The organism is Roseateles sp. GW821-FHT03B02, assembly GCF_059421025.1.
Map to the genome: position 1 here is coordinate 263,674 of NZ_JBWKUV010000007.1, position 15,964 is coordinate 279,637.

At 71.6% G+C, this 15,964-nt stretch carries 15 protein-coding genes; all 15 read left to right on the top strand.

What is annotated here, in order from left to right; translation table 11 throughout:
* The first annotated feature begins 8 nt into the window (after positions 1 to 8).
* Positions 9 to 1,193, top strand: a complete 1,185-nt coding sequence (locus AC07VX_RS19410; RefSeq protein WP_493165874.1) for a type II secretion system F family protein — start codon at positions 9 to 11, stop codon at positions 1,191 to 1,193.
* The gene (locus tag AC07VX_RS19415; protein WP_493165873.1) at positions 1,190 to 2,728 is read left to right on the top strand and encodes a GspE/PulE family protein; all 1,539 of its coding nucleotides are present in this window, start codon (positions 1,190 to 1,192) and stop codon (positions 2,726 to 2,728) included. The genes AC07VX_RS19410 and AC07VX_RS19415 overlap by 4 nt, the downstream gene beginning before the upstream one ends.
* Positions 2,709 to 3,731: a PilN domain-containing protein gene (locus AC07VX_RS19420; protein WP_493165872.1), complete on the top strand. Its 1,023-nt coding sequence runs from the start codon at positions 2,709 to 2,711 to the stop codon at positions 3,729 to 3,731. The genes AC07VX_RS19415 and AC07VX_RS19420 overlap by 20 nt, the downstream gene beginning before the upstream one ends.
* Positions 3,728 to 4,237, top strand: a complete 510-nt coding sequence (locus tag AC07VX_RS19425) for a hypothetical protein (protein ID WP_493165871.1) — start codon at positions 3,728 to 3,730, stop codon at positions 4,235 to 4,237. The genes AC07VX_RS19420 and AC07VX_RS19425 overlap by 4 nt, the downstream gene beginning before the upstream one ends.
* Positions 4,234 to 4,743, top strand: coding sequence for a hypothetical protein (locus tag AC07VX_RS19430; protein WP_493165870.1), 510 nt, complete (start codon positions 4,234 to 4,236; stop codon positions 4,741 to 4,743). Before AC07VX_RS19425 ends, AC07VX_RS19430 begins: the two co-directional genes overlap by 4 nt.
* Positions 4,740 to 6,881: a secretin GspD/PilQ domain-containing protein gene (locus AC07VX_RS19435; protein WP_493165869.1), complete on the top strand. Its 2,142-nt coding sequence runs from the start codon at positions 4,740 to 4,742 to the stop codon at positions 6,879 to 6,881. The genes AC07VX_RS19430 and AC07VX_RS19435 overlap by 4 nt, the downstream gene beginning before the upstream one ends.
* Positions 6,882 to 6,900: 19 nt before the next feature.
* Positions 6,901 to 7,341: a type II secretion system protein gene (locus AC07VX_RS19440; RefSeq protein ID WP_493165868.1), complete on the top strand. Its 441-nt coding sequence runs from the start codon at positions 6,901 to 6,903 to the stop codon at positions 7,339 to 7,341.
* 5 nt (positions 7,342 to 7,346) lie between these two features.
* A complete protein-coding gene (locus AC07VX_RS19445) occupies positions 7,347 to 7,727 on the top strand; it encodes a type II secretion system protein (RefSeq protein WP_493165867.1) in 381 nt (126 codons plus the stop codon).
* On the top strand, positions 7,702 to 8,232 hold the full coding sequence (locus tag AC07VX_RS19450) for a type II secretion system protein (RefSeq protein ID WP_493165866.1): 531 nt from the start codon (positions 7,702 to 7,704) through the stop codon (positions 8,230 to 8,232). The genes AC07VX_RS19445 and AC07VX_RS19450 overlap by 26 nt, the downstream gene beginning before the upstream one ends.
* A 137-nt stretch (positions 8,233 to 8,369) precedes the next feature.
* Complete coding sequence (gene epsA, locus AC07VX_RS19455; RefSeq protein ID WP_493165865.1) at positions 8,370 to 9,239, top strand: XrtB/PEP-CTERM-associated transcriptional regulator EpsA; 870 nt, start codon at positions 8,370 to 8,372, stop codon at positions 9,237 to 9,239.
* A 290-nt stretch (positions 9,240 to 9,529) separates the two neighbouring features.
* The gene (locus AC07VX_RS19460; protein ID WP_493165864.1) at positions 9,530 to 10,312 is read left to right on the top strand and encodes a PEP-CTERM sorting domain-containing protein; all 783 of its coding nucleotides are present in this window, start codon (positions 9,530 to 9,532) and stop codon (positions 10,310 to 10,312) included.
* 103 nt (positions 10,313 to 10,415) lie between these two features.
* The gene (locus tag AC07VX_RS19465) at positions 10,416 to 11,906 is read left to right on the top strand and encodes a hypothetical protein (protein WP_493165863.1); all 1,491 of its coding nucleotides are present in this window, start codon (positions 10,416 to 10,418) and stop codon (positions 11,904 to 11,906) included.
* Between the two features lie 199 nt (positions 11,907 to 12,105).
* Positions 12,106 to 13,164: a PEP-CTERM sorting domain-containing protein gene (locus AC07VX_RS19470; RefSeq protein ID WP_493165862.1), complete on the top strand. Its 1,059-nt coding sequence runs from the start codon at positions 12,106 to 12,108 to the stop codon at positions 13,162 to 13,164.
* Positions 13,165 to 13,175: 11 nt separating this feature from the next.
* Entirely contained in the window at positions 13,176 to 14,201 is a 1,026-nt protein-coding gene (locus AC07VX_RS19475) for a PEP-CTERM sorting domain-containing protein (protein WP_493165861.1), read from the top strand.
* Positions 14,202 to 14,355: 154 nt separating this feature from the next.
* Complete coding sequence (locus AC07VX_RS19480) at positions 14,356 to 15,954, top strand: ShlB/FhaC/HecB family hemolysin secretion/activation protein (protein WP_493183941.1); 1,599 nt, start codon at positions 14,356 to 14,358, stop codon at positions 15,952 to 15,954.
* The last annotated feature ends 10 nt before the right edge of the window (positions 15,955 to 15,964 follow it).

Genomic DNA, 15,964 nt, shown 5'->3' on the forward strand with positions numbered 1-15,964 from the left:
ACGACCCCATGGCCGAGTTCGACGTCCGCTACCTCGACGCACGCCGCCAGCCGGCGCAGGCGCGGGTGCAGGCGCCGGACGCCGGTGGCGTCGCGGCGGCGCTGGGGCTCCCGCCGGCCGCGCTGCTCGCCATCGAGCCGGTGCGCGCCGTGCCGCACAAGGCCGGCCGCGGCCGCTTCGCGCGCCGCCAGTTCGCGCAGCAGCTCGCCGTGCTGCTGCGGGCCGGCATCCCCTTGCTGGAAGCCCTGCAGACCCTGCAGTCGCAGGACAACCCGCCCGCCGTCAGCGCGGCGCTGGCAGGCGTCATCGAGCGCGTGCTGCTGGGCGAATCCTTCTCCGCCGCGCTGGCCTCGCAGCCGCAGGCCTTCGATGCGCTCTTCGTGGCCGTCGTCGAGGCCAGCGAACGCAGCGGCCAGCTGGAGCAGGCGCTGTCCGAGCAGGCAGCCTATCTGGGCTGGGTGGAACAGCTGCGCGGCAAGCTCGTGGCCGCCGCCATCTACCCCGCCATGCTGATCGCGGCGGGCACGGCCGTCGTGCTCTTCCTGCTCGTCTTCGTCGTGCCGCGCTTCGCCGGGCTGCTGGAGGGCGTGGGCGGCGAGCTGCCCTTCGCGTCGCGCGCGCTCATCGCGGTGGGCGCCTTCAGCGGCGCGCATCCGTTTGCGCTGCTGCTCGCGGCGGCGGGACTCGTGGCGCTGCCGGCGTGGGGCTGGACGCATGGGTTGCGCGAGGCCCTGCAGTCGCGGCTGTGGCGGCTGCCGCTGATCGGGCCGCGCCTGCATCTGCTGGCGCTGGCCCAGCTCTACCGCTGCCTGGCCATGCTGCTGCTGGCCGGCGTGCCGATCGTGCCGGCGCTCGTGAACGCGCGTGGCGTGGCCGCGGCCCATCTGCGCGCCGCGCTGGACCGCGCGACCGAGGCCGTGCGCCTGGGTGAGCGCCTGTCGGCCTCGCTGCAACGCGAGGGCCTGGTCACGCCGGTGTCGCTGCGCATGCTGAAGGTGGGCGAGCACAGCGGCGAGCTGGGCGCGATGCTGGCGCAGGCCGCGGGCTTCTACGACGAAGAGCTCTCCAGGCTGTCCGAGCTGGTGACGCGGCTGGTGAATCCGGCGTTGATGCTCATCATGGGGCTGGTGATCGGCACGGTCGTCGTGCTGATGTATCTGCCCATCTTCCAACTGGTGGACCAGGTGCAATGAACGCCATCCTGCAGCCCGGCCCCGACGTGCTGGATCGCCTCCCCGCCTCGGACGCGCCCTGGTCGCTCAGCTTCGAGCCCTGGCCCCACGCCGATGCGCAGCGCTGGCGCGCCGTCATGGCCACCTCCGCCCGCGGCCGCCTGGCCCTGCTGGCCGACCGCCCGCTGGAGCCGCTGCTGCGCCTGCGCATCGAGTCGCGGCTCAAGAAGCCCGTGCTGTGGTGGCCCTGCACGCCCGCCGAGATCGACAACCTGCTGGAAGCCGGCGAGGCCGACTACCGCGCGCTGAGCTCGCTGGCCGAGCACTTCGGCGAGGCCAGCGTCGCCGACACCGCCCAGGAACTGTCGGCCCTGAACCTGGCCGAGCAGGCCAGCCCCGTCGTGCGGCTGCTGGACGCGACGCTGTACGACGCGCTGCAGGACGGCGCCAGCGACATCCACTTCGAAAGCCAGCTGCGCGGCATGAAGATCCGCAGCCGCGTGGACGGCGTCATGCTCGACGTGAAGGCCATCGAGGGCGTGCAGGCGGCCGAACAGCTCGTGTCGCGCCTGAAGGTCATGGCCGAGCTGGACATCGGCGAGCGCCGCCTGCCCCAGGACGGCCGCTTCAAGCTGCGCGTGCAGGGCCGCGAGGTGGACTTCCGGCTGTCCATCATGCCCAGCGTGTTCGGCGAGGACGCCGTCGTGCGCGTGCTGGACCGCGCCCAGGTGCAGGCCCAGGGTGCGCTGACGCTGGATGCCCTAGGCTTCGAGCCCGAGGCGCGCGCGCAGATCCGCGCGCTGGCCCGCCAGCCGCACGGCATGCTGCTCGTTACCGGCCCCACGGGCTCGGGCAAGACGACCACGCTCTACGCCGCCATCAGCGAGGTCAACACCGGCCGCGACAAGATCATCACCATCGAAGACCCGGTGGAATACCAGCTGCCCGGCGTCGTGCAGATCCCGGTCAACGAGAAAAAGGGCCTGACCTTTGCGCGCGGCCTGCGCTCGGTGCTGCGCCACGACCCCGACCGCGTCATGGTGGGCGAGATCCGCGACGCCGAGACGGCCCAGATCGCCGTGCAGGCGGCCCTCACCGGCCACCTTGTCTTCAGCACCGTGCACGCCAACAACGCCTTCGACGTGGTGGGCCGCTTCATGCACATGGGGCTGGACCTCTACAACGTCGTGTCGGCACTGAACGGCGTGCTCGCGCAGCGGCTGATGCGCATCAACTGCCGCCACTGCCTAGTGCCGCTGGGCACCACCCCCGAGCAACTGCGCAACCACGGCCTGCCCGGGGACGCCCAGCTGCTGCACGGCCGCGGCTGCACGCACTGCCGCGGCACCGGCTACAAGGGCCGCCGTGCCGTCAGCGAGCTGCTGTGGCTGGACGACGAGCTGCGCGACCTCATCGCCAGCCGCGCCCCGCTCTCGCGCATCAAGGAGATGGCGCGCGGCCGCGGCATGCGCTCGCTACGGGACGCGGCGGTGGCTCTCGTGCTGCGCGGCGAGTCGACGCTGGAGGAACTCGAACGTGTCACGCTCGCGGACTGAACGGCTGCTGCTGGCCGACGACTTCGCGGGCTGGTGCGCGGCGCATGCGGGCGCGCGGGTCGAGCTCTTCGTCGGCGCCGAGCGCATGCACAGCCTGCTCGTGCCCGAGGACCTGCCGCTGCGCGACGAGGCAGAGCTGCTGGGCTATGCACGGCTGCAGTTCGCCCACTACTTCGGCCCGGCGGCCCAGGCCTGGCCGCTGGCCGCCTGGCCGCGCGGCGCCAGCGCCCTGGCCGTGGGCGATCTGGCCGGGTTGCAGGCGGCGGCAGCGGCGCACCGCGTGCGCATCGTGTCGCTGCGGCCGAGCTGGACGCTGGCGCCGGCGCGGGATGGCGACACCGCCGTCCTCGACGACGGCCTGATGACCTGGCTGCGCCACGAGGGCGGGCGGCTCGTCGAGCTGCAGCAGCGCCATGTGGATGAGGCGCTGCTGGGCGAGCTGGGCGGCGCCCATGTCGTGCAGGCCAGGGATCTGCTTGGCCAGACCGGCGGCCAGCCCGGCCCCGACTTCATCGCCCGGCCCGCGCGGGCGCGGCCGCTGATCTGGGCCTGGGCCGCCACGGCCGCCGCGGCCTGTGCCCTCGTCGCCGTCCAGGCCCGGGGCCAGCACGACGAAGCCCGGCGCCTGGCCGAGCAGGCCGCCGTGCTTGACCGCCTGGCCCTCCCGGCAGCAGCGCCCAGGGCTGCGCCGCCCAACCCGGCCGCACGCGGCCGCGCCTGGGCCGCGGCGCGCCAGCTCGACACCGACTGGGCCACCCGCTGGTCCGAGATGGAGCGTGCCCTGCCGCCCGGCCTGCAGCTCAGCGGCCTGGACCTGGACGGCAAGTCGCTGCGCCTCGAAGGCCAGGCCGCCGCGGCTGACGAGGTGACCCGGCTGGTCGACCGCCTCGCCATGCAGGCCGCGCCCGGCGAGGAGGTGGTGCTGACCCGCCTGCAGCGGCCGGACAACGGGGCCGAGCTGCGCTTCGAGCTGGTGCGCCGCGCCGCCGGGGGCCTGCGATGAAGCCCTGGCTGAACGGCGCACGCCGCCTCGGCTGGCCCGCCGCGCTGGCGGCGCTGCTGACGCTGGCTGCCACCGCCGGTGCGCTGTGGCTGCCACGTGAGCAGGCCCGGCTGGACGCGCTGCGCCAGGCGCTTGCCGCGCGCCGCCTCAGCGTGCAGCGCGCACCCGCCACGCCGCCGGCCGACGCCGACGCCTTTGCCCGCAGCCTGCCGCCCGACACCGAGCGCCAGGCGCGCACGGCAGCCCTGCTTGCACTGACAACCGAGCAGGGCCTGCCCTGGCCGCGCAGCGAGTTCCGCTACCAGGCCGACCGCGAGCTGGGCCTGGCCCAGTACCGCATCGCCATGAGCGTCGCCGGCCGCTACGGCGCGCTGCGCGGCTTCGTCGCCGAGGCGCTGCGCCGCGACCCGGCCCTGGCCCTGGAGGCCCTGCGGCTGCGCCGCGAACCGAATGGCGAGCTCAAGGCCGAACTGGCCTGGGTGCTGCACATGCAGGCCGCGAAATGAAGCGGCCCGAGCCACGCCAGATCGCCCTCTTCGCCGCGCTGGGCCTCAGCCTCGCTGCGACGGCCTGGGTCGCCAGCCGCGACGAGCCCGAGGCCGTGGCCCCCGTGCCGCGCCGCGCCACGCTCGCCGGCAAGCCGGCGGCACCCCAGGACTGGCCCGGCCCGGCATCGGCCGCCCGCGCCGCCTGGCCCGAGGCCGACGCCGAAGCGCGCCGCGCCTGGGGCGAGTCGCCCGCGCCACCCGCAGTGCTCGCCGCAGCAACACCGGCGCCGGTCGCCGAGGCCGAACCCGAGCCTGCGGCGCCGCCTTTCCCCTACCAGCTCGTCGGCCGCATGACGGACAGCCGCCCGCGCGTCGTGCTCAACGGCGCGCAGCGCAGCCTCGTGCTCGGCATCGGCGAGGTCATCGACGGCCAGTGGCGCATCGAAGCCATCGAAGCCGGCGGCCTGCGGCTCATGCGCCTGCCCGAGGGCCCCAGCCAGTTCATCGCCTTCCCGCCCTCATGAAGCCCCTGCTCCCCGTTCTCTGCCTGGCCCTGCTGCTTGCCGGCTGCGCCCACCCCGCGCTGCGCGAGGCCGATACCCTGTCGCGCCGTGGCGACCATGAGGCCGCGCTGCGTCTGCTCAGCGACGCCAGCTCGCACGAGCCGCAGGACATCGCGTTGCGCAGCGAACTCGCCCGCCAGCGCGAGCGCACCCTGCTGGCGCTGGCCGGCCAGGCCGAGACGGCGCGCGCGCTGGGCCAGCTCGACCTGCTGGACGCGCTGCTGCAGCGCCTGCGCGCCATAGACGCCGACGCCCCCCGCACCCGCGCTCTGGCCCTGGCCCTGGCACGCGCCCGCACCCACGACACGCGGCTGCGCGAGGCCCAGGTGCAGTTCCAGGCCGGCCAGCTCGACGCCGCCCGCGCCACCGTGCAGCAGGTGCTGGCCGAAGACCCCGGCCAGCCGCAGGCGCTGGCCCTGCAGCAGCAGCTGCGCCAGCGCTACAGCCCGCCGCCCCTGCCCTCGGCGCTGGCCGCGGCATACCAGAAGCCCGTGAGCCTGGAGTTCCGCGACGCGCCGCTGCGCACCGTCTTCGAGGCCATGGGGCGCGGCGCCGGCGTGAACTTCGTCTTCGACAAGGAGGTGCGCGGCGACGCCAAGGTCACCATCTACCTGAAGGACGTGACGCTGGACGAGGCCATGCGCGTCATCCTGGCCACGCAACAGCTGGAACGCAAGCTGCTCAACGACCGCTCTGTGCTGATCTATCCCGCCACGGCGGCCAAGCAGCGCGAGCACCAGGAACTGGTCACGCGCAGCTTCTACCTCAACAACGCCGACGTGAAGCAGGCCCAGGCGCTGGTGCGCATGATGGCCAAGACGCGCGACGTGTTCATCGACGAGCGGCTCAACCTGCTCGTCGCGCGCGACACGCCCGAGGTCATCGCGATGGTGGAGCAGCTCATTGCCGGGCTGGACCTGCCCGAGCCCGAGGTGATGCTGGATGTGGAGGTGCTGGAGGTCAGCACCGACCGCACCGCCGAGCTGGGCCTGCAGCCCGCCACCGACGCGCAGTACGCCCAGCCGGGCGCCCCCGCCCTGGTGCCCTGGAGCAGCCGTGGCAGCTTCGCCACGCTGGTCACCAACCCCATCGTCACGGCGCGCCTGAAGGGCAGCGCGGGTGCCTCCAACACACTGGCCAGCCCCAAGCTGCGGGCGCGCAACCGCGAGAAGGCCAAGGTCCAGATCGGGGACAAGGTGCCGGTGTTCACCAGCACCTCCACCGCCAACGTCGGCGTGTCCACGGCGGTGACGTATCTGGACGTGGGCATCAAGCTGGAAGTGGAGCCCACCGTGCAGCTGGACAACGAGGTCGTCATGAAGGTCAACCTCGAGGTCTCGACGCTGGGCACCAAGGAGAGCTCGGGCGGCCCGCAGCCAGCCAGCGCCTACCGCATCGGCTCGCGCAACGCCAGCACCTCGCTGCGCCTGCGTGACGGCGAGACCCAGGTGCTGGCCGGCCTCATCAAGGCCGAGGACGGCAAGGGCATCAGCGGCGTGCCCTACCTGTCGGAAGCACCGCTGCTGGGCCGCCTTTTCGGCGTGCACACCGACACGCGCAGCAAGACAGAGATCGTGCTGCTCATCACGCCGCACGTGCTGCGCAACCTCAGCCTGCCCGACGCCAGCCGCAGCATCCTGGCCTCGGGCGTTGATGCCAACCCGGGCGCCGAAGGGGCAAGGCTGCGGCCAACGGCCCAGGTGGCGGTGCCCATGGCAGGCGCCGTGCCAGCCGCGGGCGGCAGCGCGGCCGCGCCGGCCATGCTCGACGCGCTGCGGCTGTCGGCTACCGGCGACGTGGTCGTCGGCGACGCGGTGTCGGTGACCGTGCTCAACCCGACGGCCTACACGGCCGAGGGCGAGCTGGCCTACGACCCCTCGCTGTTCGCACCGGCCCAGGCGGGCAGCGGCCAGGGCGGGCGCCTGCGCTTCAAGCTCGGTCCGCGCGGCGGCCAGGGCGTGTTCGTGCTGCGCGCGCTGGCCGCTGCAGCCGGGCAGACGGCCGAGTTCAGCCTCGCCGGCGCCGTCGGCCGCGACGAGCAGGGCACAAGCATCCCGCTGCGCAGCGAGGGCCAGGCCCGTGTCGTCGTCGAGCGCTAGAGGCTTCACCCTCATCGAGATGCTGGCCGTCGTCGCCATCGTCGGCGTGCTTGCGTCCGCCGCTCAGCCGCTGCTGCTGTGGGCGCACAAGCGCGAGAAGGAGTACGAGCTGCGCCAGGCGCTGCGCACCCTGCGCGGCGCGCTGGACGACTACCACCAGGCGGTGCGTGAAGGCCGCATCGGGGTGCCCGCGGGTGACAACGGCTACCCCCGCGAACTGCGCCTGCTGGTGGACGGCGTGCCACTGGCCGGCCAGCCCCAGGGCGGCAAGCGCCTGTACTTCCTGCGCCGCCTGCCGCGCGACCCGCTGGCCGACGCCCACCTGCCCGCCGAGCAGAGCTGGGGCCTGCGCAGCTACGACAGCCCGCCGGACGCCCCCCGGCCGGGCAGCGACGTCTACGACGTCTACTCCCGCTCCGAGGCCCGCGCCATCGACGGCTCGCGCTACCGCGACTGGTGACGGCCATGAAGTCCGCGCGCGGGTTCACCCTCATCGAGCTGATCGTCGTGATGGCAATCGTGGCCCTGCTCGCGGGCATCGCCGCGCCGCGCTACTTCCACAGCGTCGAGCGGGCCCGGGAGAACAGCCTGCGCAGCTCGCTGCGCGTCATGCGCGACGCCATCGACCAGTTCGCCGCCGACCGCGGCCGCTACCCCGACAGCCTTGACGAACTCGTGCAGGCTCGCTACCTGCGCGCCGTGCCCGACGACCCGCTGACCGGCGGGCGCGAAAGCTGGGTGCTGCTGCTGCCCCCGGCCGATGCCGACATCGCCGGCCAGGTCTTCGACGTGCGCAGCGGCAGCGCCGAGAAAGCCCCCGATGGCACGCTGTACGCGGACTGGTGAGGCGCAAGGCGGCTTCACCTACCTGCTGCTGCTGTTCGCGCTCGCGATCGGCGGCATCGGCCTGGCCGCGCTGGGCGAGCAGGCGCGCACGCGCGCGCTGCGCGAGCAGGAGGCCGAGCTGGGCGCGCGCGGCGCCGAGATCGCGCGCGCCATCGCCAGCTACGTGGACGCAGGCCCGGCCGGCAGCCGCGCCCTGCCGCAAAGCGTGGACGAGCTGCTGGAGGACCGCCGCTCGGGCCGCGTCGTGCGGCATCTGCGCCGGCTGCGCACCGATCCGCTGGGGGGTGACTGGGTCTGGCTGGCACCCGGCGAGGGCGGCTGCGCTGCGCCGCCCCCGCGCGCCGCAGCGGCGCGCGGGCTGAGCGCCGTGCGCAGTGCCAGCCCGCGCCCGCTGCTCAGGCGCGAGTCCGACCCGCCCAAGCCGGCCTGCGACCTCGTGTTCCGCCACGAGGCCTACCGCCCGGCAGCCAGCAAGCCTGCTGCAAGCATCGCGCCTCCGCCGTAGGCCGAACGGCACATGCCGTCGCCGTTTCTTCAACGGCGAGTCACGCGGCCGACCTAGCCTCGCGTGCTTCTCGACGGCGGATGCACCACTGAAACGCCAAGGCTTTCCTTCCAGGACGCAAAGTTTTGTCTCCATCCATGTCCCAGAGCCCCACCGACTCGGCACACACCTCGCTCGTGCTGAGTGACAACCACGTCGAGGCCATGGTGAGTTCCGCCGAGGCCGGGCTGGATGTGCGCCGCCGCTACCAGTTCTTCGTCTGGGTGCAGGGCAGCCTGCAGGTCCTGCTGCCCCATCAGCTGGCCATCTGCGGCGCCTACTCGCGTGCCCGCCACGAGCTGCAGTTCGAGGCCTTCAACTCCGTGCCGGTCGACGCCCAGCTGCTGGTCCGCTTCGCCGACACCCACGGCACCCTGCTCGGGCTGCTGCAGGAGATGTGGCTGCGCGCGCGCTGCAAGCCCGTCAGCCTCTTGCTTGCACAGGCGTCGCTGCCGGAGACCCATGCCGAACAGGGCCGGCAGCTGCAGGCCGCCGGCTTCCAGGAGCTGATGGCGCACGGCGTATCGCGCCCGCAGCGGCCCAACGAGATCGAGAGCTTCTTCGTGCTCGCGTCCCAGGGCGCCACCTATTCACCGCGCCACCGGCTCTGCTTCGAGCTGCTGATGCCGCACATGCACAGCACCTGGCAGCGCGTGCAGGTCATCGAGCGGGAGCTGCGCGAGCTGCCGCCGCCCCAGCTCTCGCGGGCCGCCTCGGGCTCGCAGATCACCGACCGCGAGCGCCAGATCCTGCGCTGGCTGCGCGAGGGCCGCAGCAACCCGCAGATCGGCGAGACGCTGGGCATCAGCGCGCTGACGGTGAAGAACCACGTGCAGAAGATCCTGCGCAAGCTCGGCGCGGCCAACCGTGCCCAGGCCGTGGCCATCGCCATCAGCCTGAACCTGCTCAGCAGCTCGGCCCAGCCCGGCGAGCTGACGGGCCGGCGCCGCGAGCCCCCCCAAGCTTGAAGCCCGCGCATGGGCCGGGCGTCATGCCATCCGGGCTCGTACGTAGTCCGATCGGCCTGCCAGACGGGGTGTGACATCTGCACGCATGTCACCCCGCACTGCGACAGTGCTTCTTGTCGCAGGACGACACACGTTCTTTGAATCAGGGACAGCCCCTTGCACCCAGACAGACCGCCGGACGCAAGCACGCGTCTGAGCACGCTGCTCCAGGTGCACGCATCCGCAGCGGCGCCGGTTCGCCGGCGTCAAGACGACACAGAACCTTCCCTACCCAATCTGGAGAGACTGCAATGAAGTTCATCAAGACCCTCGCCGCCGCCGCCGCCCTGGCCGCGATCAGCGCCCCGGCCCTGGCCAGCATCAAGCAGGTCAACAACGGCACGTCGGAACTGTTCCTCGCCGTCGGCGACCAGAACGGCTCCTTCATCCTCGACACCGGCGTCTCGCTGGCTTCGCTGCTGAGCAACCCGTCCAGCTTCAGCCGCGCCGTCGCAAGCGCTGCCTGGACGAGCTACACCGCTGCCGACACCAATCTGTTCGACGGCGCCTCCAACAGCACCACCGGCACGCGCTGGGCCCTGTTCGTCTATGACGGCTCCACCCTGCCCGACTTCGACCAGCAGCGCGTCATCACGACGCTGGGCAGTGGTCTGACAGCCTCGGACGTCAACATCATCGCCGGCACGATGAACCAGGCTGTCGGCGGTACCGGCAACGTCGGCCAGTCCGCCAACAACACCGGCACCCACATCAGCCAGGCCGACGGCACCAGCTACAACCTCAAGGGCACGCCGGGCTATGCCGGCGCCAGCTTCTTCCGCTTCAGCGACGCCAACACCTTCATCGGCAACAAGGTCGGCGACAGCTCCAAGCTCTTCCTGCTGCAGGGCGACGCCACGGACGGCACCGACCCGACGCTGCCCGTCATCGCCACCCAGCTGGGCCTGACCGCCAGCTTCGATGGCGCGACGCTGACCGTCGCCGCCGCCGTGCCGGAACCTGAGTCCTACGCGCTGATGGCCGCCGGCCTGGCCGCTGTCGGCTTCATCGTCCGCCGCCGCCGCAACGCCTAAGCAGGCCTGTCTGGCCGGCGCCTGGCGTCGGCCTTCACCTTCCCGCCTCATCGCGCCTTCACGGCGCGAGGGGCTTTCTCGACCCGACCGGATCCCACACATCATGAAACTGCGCCTCCTCGCCCTCGCCGCCGGCCTCGTCGCCGCCTCCGGCGCCCAAGCCCTGACCCCCGCCGACATCGCCGCCGCCCGCACGGCCGGCACGATCAAGGAGATCTCGATCTCCGGCGCCTCCGCGCTGCGCCTGTCGATCGGCGCCTACGTGCAGGAAATCTGCAACCCCAGCACGCTGCACGTCTACTTCAACGGCACGCTGCCGGTCAGCGGCAGCAGCGGCTCCAACCACCGCGCCTACGCCTGCCAGCTTGGCGCCACGGTCGGCAACTACGCCGCCGGCACGCCCGTCGTCGTCTACAAGCGCGACCAGGGCGGCTCGGGCCAGGGCGTCAACCCCATCGCCCTGAACAGCGCGATCGCCCACCTGAAGATCGCCGACGACGCCAGCTGCGCCGTGACGCCCAATCCGACGTTCAGCGACATTCAGATCCCGAACTACCTGTGCTCGGGCACCGAGAACCGCGTCTCCGACGCCGGCATCTCCGACGTCGAGCCCAACATGCTGAACCAGGCCCCGAACCTGGCTGACACGACCGCCGGCGACCCGACTTCCGGCGTCGTCGCCGCCGTGGACCTGAGCAACGTCGTGTCCGCCCCCTTCGTGCAGGGCATCTTCGGCGTCGCCGTCAACAAGCAGGCCTACCTGGCCCTGCAGAAGACCCAGGGCCTGGACAACGCCGGCGCCATCGACGAGTCCGATGCCAAGCGCCCCAGCCTGCCCACGAGCTTCGTGCGCGCCATGCTGACGGGCGGCCTGTCGGCCACCACCACCACCAAGCGCGGCTGGGGTCTCGTCATCGACGAAGCCGTCGACGCCTCGGTCAACACCAAGGCCTTCAACGTCTGCCGCCGCCAGCCGGGCTCCGGCACGCAGGCCGCGTCCAACATCTACTTCGCCCAAAACCCCTGCGGTGGCGAGGCTGTGGCTACCGTTCTGCGCCAAGCCAGCTCCACGACGCCGACGCATGCCGCGACCGGCAGCTACATCGTCAACGAGCAGTCCGGCACCGGCGGCGTCGAGACCTGCCTGGGCACGACGGTCAATAACATCGCCGGCGCCTATGGCCTGGCCGTGCTGGGCCGCGAGAACAACCCGTTGGCCAATGGTGGCGACAAGGGCTACCGCTACGTGAAGCTGGACGGCATGGAGCCGGTGCGCTGGAACGCGGCAACCCAGAAGGGCGCGACCACCGGCCACTACGACTTCGTGTTCGAGTCGACGATGCAGACCAACAGCGCCAACCCCAACCTCAACGCCGACAAGCTGGCCTTCATCACCGCCATCCGCACCGGTGCGCCCAAGCCTGCCTCCCTGGCCGTGGCCGACGCCGATACCCAGCAGGGTGTGATGTCGCCCTCTGGCGCCTGGTCGGCCCTGGGCCAGTACCCGACGCTCAGCGCCAGCAACAAGCCGTTTGCCTCGCGCGTCACCCGCACTGCTGGCAACAGCTGCACCGTGCTGAAGATGGTTCGCTGATCAACGCCCAAGGACCGGCACGACATTGCTGCTGCAGTCTCGTGCCGGCTTTGCGCCGGGTCGCAGCGCGAGCGCGCTGCGACCCGCTTTGCCTTGCTCCATCGCACCCACCCATGCGCCGATCGGACCATCACCGGCTTCGTGAGGCCTTCACGCAGGCTGTCCACACTGCCGCCAATCGCTTCTGCCGCCTAACGCCATGAAAACTGCATTCCATCGCTGGCCACGCGCCGGCGCGGCCCTCACGCTGCTGACCGCCTGCGGCCTGGCCGGCGCCACCATCAAGACCGGCCCCGGCTTCGAGTTGGTGTTGACGGTGCTGGATCAGACCACCGCCAAGATGAGCTACACGCTGGACCTTGGCATCGACGCCAGCACCTTCTGGGTGCAAGCCCAGCAGGACACCGGTGCGAGCTACTTCAAGACCATCGACCCTGCCACCGACAGCGCCTTCAACACCTTCATCAGCCAGGCCGCGCTCGTCAACACCCGTTGGATGGTCACCGGCACCTATGTCGGCGCACCGTTGCCCTCGGACTTCACCCTCTACACGACCCAGACCAACAACGGCAGCGTCGCCACGCAGACCAAGTACTTCGAAAAGGCGCACGCCGTCAACTCAGCCAACGGGTTCGCCGATTCATTCGGAGCCCTGCAGAACTACTACACCGCAGTGAACACCGCCACCACCGGCGGTGCCATCCTGCAAAGCACACACAGCACGCAGGACAACGGCAGTGCCGTCGCCAGCAAGAACGCCGGCAACAACGGCACCTACGCACAAAAGAGCACCGGCTTCAGCGCGGACGGCGGTGCCGGCGACGGGGACTGCATCATCAGCGCCAACTTCTGCGCCGGCAACCCGCTGGGCACCTCCTCCTGGTTCTACAAGGTCACGCCGGCACTTGTTGACGGCGACGTTGACGCCTCCCCGGTGGTCATCGACGAATTCGACAACCTCAGCGCCGACGGCTACTGGGGCTTCATCAAGGACCCCAACAGCAGCAAGTACATCCTCAGCTACACCCTCAACGGCGCCAACCCCAAGACCCTGGTCAGCACCGACGCCGGCCGTGCGCGCCTGTCCTCGCTGGACTACAGCGCCCAGAGCGGCGGTGCCCGCCTCATCGACGTGCTGGCCAACGACGTGGCCCTGCAGGGGGCTGCGGTCAGCGCGGTGCCCGAGCCACAGAGCTGGGGCCTGATGGCGCTCGGCCTGGTCACGCTCGCCATGCGTCGGCGCGGTCGCCGCGCGTGAGGGGGCCGATCATGAGCAGTTCAACGCCCTTCCCGTCGGCCATCGCCCTGCGCGCCACGCTGGCCGTCGCGCTGGCCGCCGGCGGCTTGCCGGCCCAGGCCGCCGTGCGCACCGACGCCCAGCCCGACCTCGTCTTCGCGCTCTGGGACAGCGCCGCCCGCGTGGCCTACACGCTGGACCTCGGCATCGACGCCAACAGCTTCTGGGCCTATGCCCAGCAGGATGCCGGCTACAGCTGGACCTACACCCTGCCCGCGACCGACACGCGCCTGGCCGCCTTCCGCGCCGCATCGACCACGATCACCAACCAGAACTGGGCGGTGCTCGGCGTGCAGAGCAACGCCGCCTCGCCCACACCGGGCGACAACAAGCTCTACAGCACGCTGCGCCAGGGCCCCGGCGACGGCAGCCTGAACCCCAACTACGCCGACATGACCGGCATGCCGTCGGTGGAATTCCTCAGCACCACGCAGCGCGCCTCAACGCGCTGGTTCCGTGACCTGAACTCGCTGGGCAACGGCGACGACGCCGCCATGAACACGCACGCCACGGTGACCAACGGCAGCGCCTTCCACCGCGGCACCAGCCCACGCTACTTCGCCAACAACGGCACCATCTACGCCAAGCTGAACCCCGGCGCCGACGGCAGCTTCTACGGCGGCATGTTCGACGTCGGCAACGCGGTCAACAAGTCGTCCTGGTTCTACCAGGTCAGCAATGCCGCCAGCGGCAACGTCGTCGTCGACGAGTTCGACAACCTGACCTACAACGGCTACTGGGGCCTGGCCCTGACGTCCACCAACACCTACCAGCTCAGCTTCACGCAGACGGCGGCCAACGTTCCCAAGGCCAGCGCCGCCACGCCGGAAGGCAGCCTGCGCGCGCTGACGACGGACTACGCTTCCTCGGCAGGCTCGGCACGCCTGATCGGTCTGGACGTGGCGGTCAGCGCCGTGCCCGAACCCTCGCAGACGCTGCTGCTGGCCGGCGGCCTGGCCGGACTGCTGGCGCTGCGCCGGTCCCGCCGCCGGCCCTGAGTCCGCCCATCCCGGCGTAGTCCATCCGGCTCACGCCACTTCATCGCCGGTTCACCGCGAACCGGAACACTGAACCCATTGCTCCAGAGAGCCGGCCCGCCGCCAACGCGGGCCGGGCGCCGTCGTGCTGAATCGAGGATTGATTGCTTTGTCGATGGCGCTCGCGCCGCTGCTGGCCGGAGCGCAAGACGCACCCGCGGCAGCGCCGCGCTTTGACATCCTCGAGTTCGAGGTCGACGGCAACACCGTGCTGCCCACCACCGCCGTCGAGCAGGCCGTCATGCCGTTCATGGGCCCGCAGCGCAACCTCGACGACGCCGAGGCCGCCCGTGCGGCGCTGGAGAAGGCCTACCAGGCCGCCGGCTACCTGACCGTCTTCGTCGACCTGCCCGAGCAGCGCGTGGACGGCGGCATCGTGCGCCTCAAGGTCATCGAAGGCCGCATCGACCGCCTGGCCGTGACCGGCTCGCGCTATTTCGACCAGGGCCAGATCCGCCAGCGCGTGGCCGAGCTGGCACCGGGCAGCGTGCCCAACTTCAACGAGGTGCAGCGCCAGCTCGCCACGGTCAACACCGGTGAAGAGCGCCGCGTGCAGCCCATCCTGCGCCCGGGCCGCCAGCCCGGCACCGTGGAGGCCGAGCTGCAGGTGAAGGACAAGTTGCCCCTGTCCGGTTCGCTGGAGCTCAGCAACGCCAACAACGCCAACACGACGGCCGAGCGCGTGACCGCCGGGCTGCGCTACGACAACCTCTGGCAGCTGGGCCACAGCATCGGCCTGACGCTGACCACGGCGCCCACCGAGCCTGCCCAGACCACCGTCGCGGTGCTGAACTACGGCGTGCCGCTGGCGGGTGGCGACAGCCTCAGCGCCTATGCCGTGCACTCCAACAGCAACGTCGACGCGCTGGGCGGCACCCGCGTACTGGGCAAGGGCAACACCGTCGGCCTGCGCTACGGCATCAATCTGGGCGCCACCGAGCGCAGCAGCCAGAGCCTGGCCCTCGGGGCCGACTACCGCGACGTGCAGGAGCAGATCCAGTTCGGCGACCTGAGCATCGCCAAGCCGCTGCGCTACCTGCCGCTGCAGGCCGCCTACACGGCCAGCTGGGCGGATCCGCGCCGCCAGATGCAGTTCAACCTCGCGCTGTCCGTCGGCCTGCGCCCGCTGCTGGCGCGGCGCATCGACGGCTGCGAGCTGGAGGACGGCAGCCTCGGCAACGACGACCAGTTCCGCTGCAAGCGCAAGGGCGCCGACGGCGGCTTCGCGACGCTGCGCTGGGACCTGCGCCACACCGAGGTGTTCGACGCCTTCGCGGTCGCAGCCCGCCTGTCGGGCCAGCTGGCCTCGCAGCAGCTCAGCAGCGCCGAACAGTTCACCCTCGGCGGCGCCGACACGGTGCGCGGCTATCACGAAGGCGCCGCCGCGGGCGACCACGGCCTGCTCGCGTCGCTGGAGCTGCGCAGCGCCAACCTCGCCGGCTGGCTGCAGCGCCACCACGCCGGCTCCGAGGCGCTGGCGGACCTGGGCGAGCTCAGCCTGCTGGCCTTCGTCGACGCAGGCCGGCTGCAGACCATCAATCCCGATGCCGGCCAGAACCGCCGCCAGCCGCTGCTGGGCGCCGGCCTGGGCCTGCGCTTCGCCAGCCGCAGCGGCGTCAACCTGGACCTGCAGGTCGCCGAGGCCCACAAGGCCGTCGTCGGCGCTCCCAAACCAGGCCGCCGCGTGCACGCGCGCATGGCCGTGAAGTTCTAGCCCCGACCGC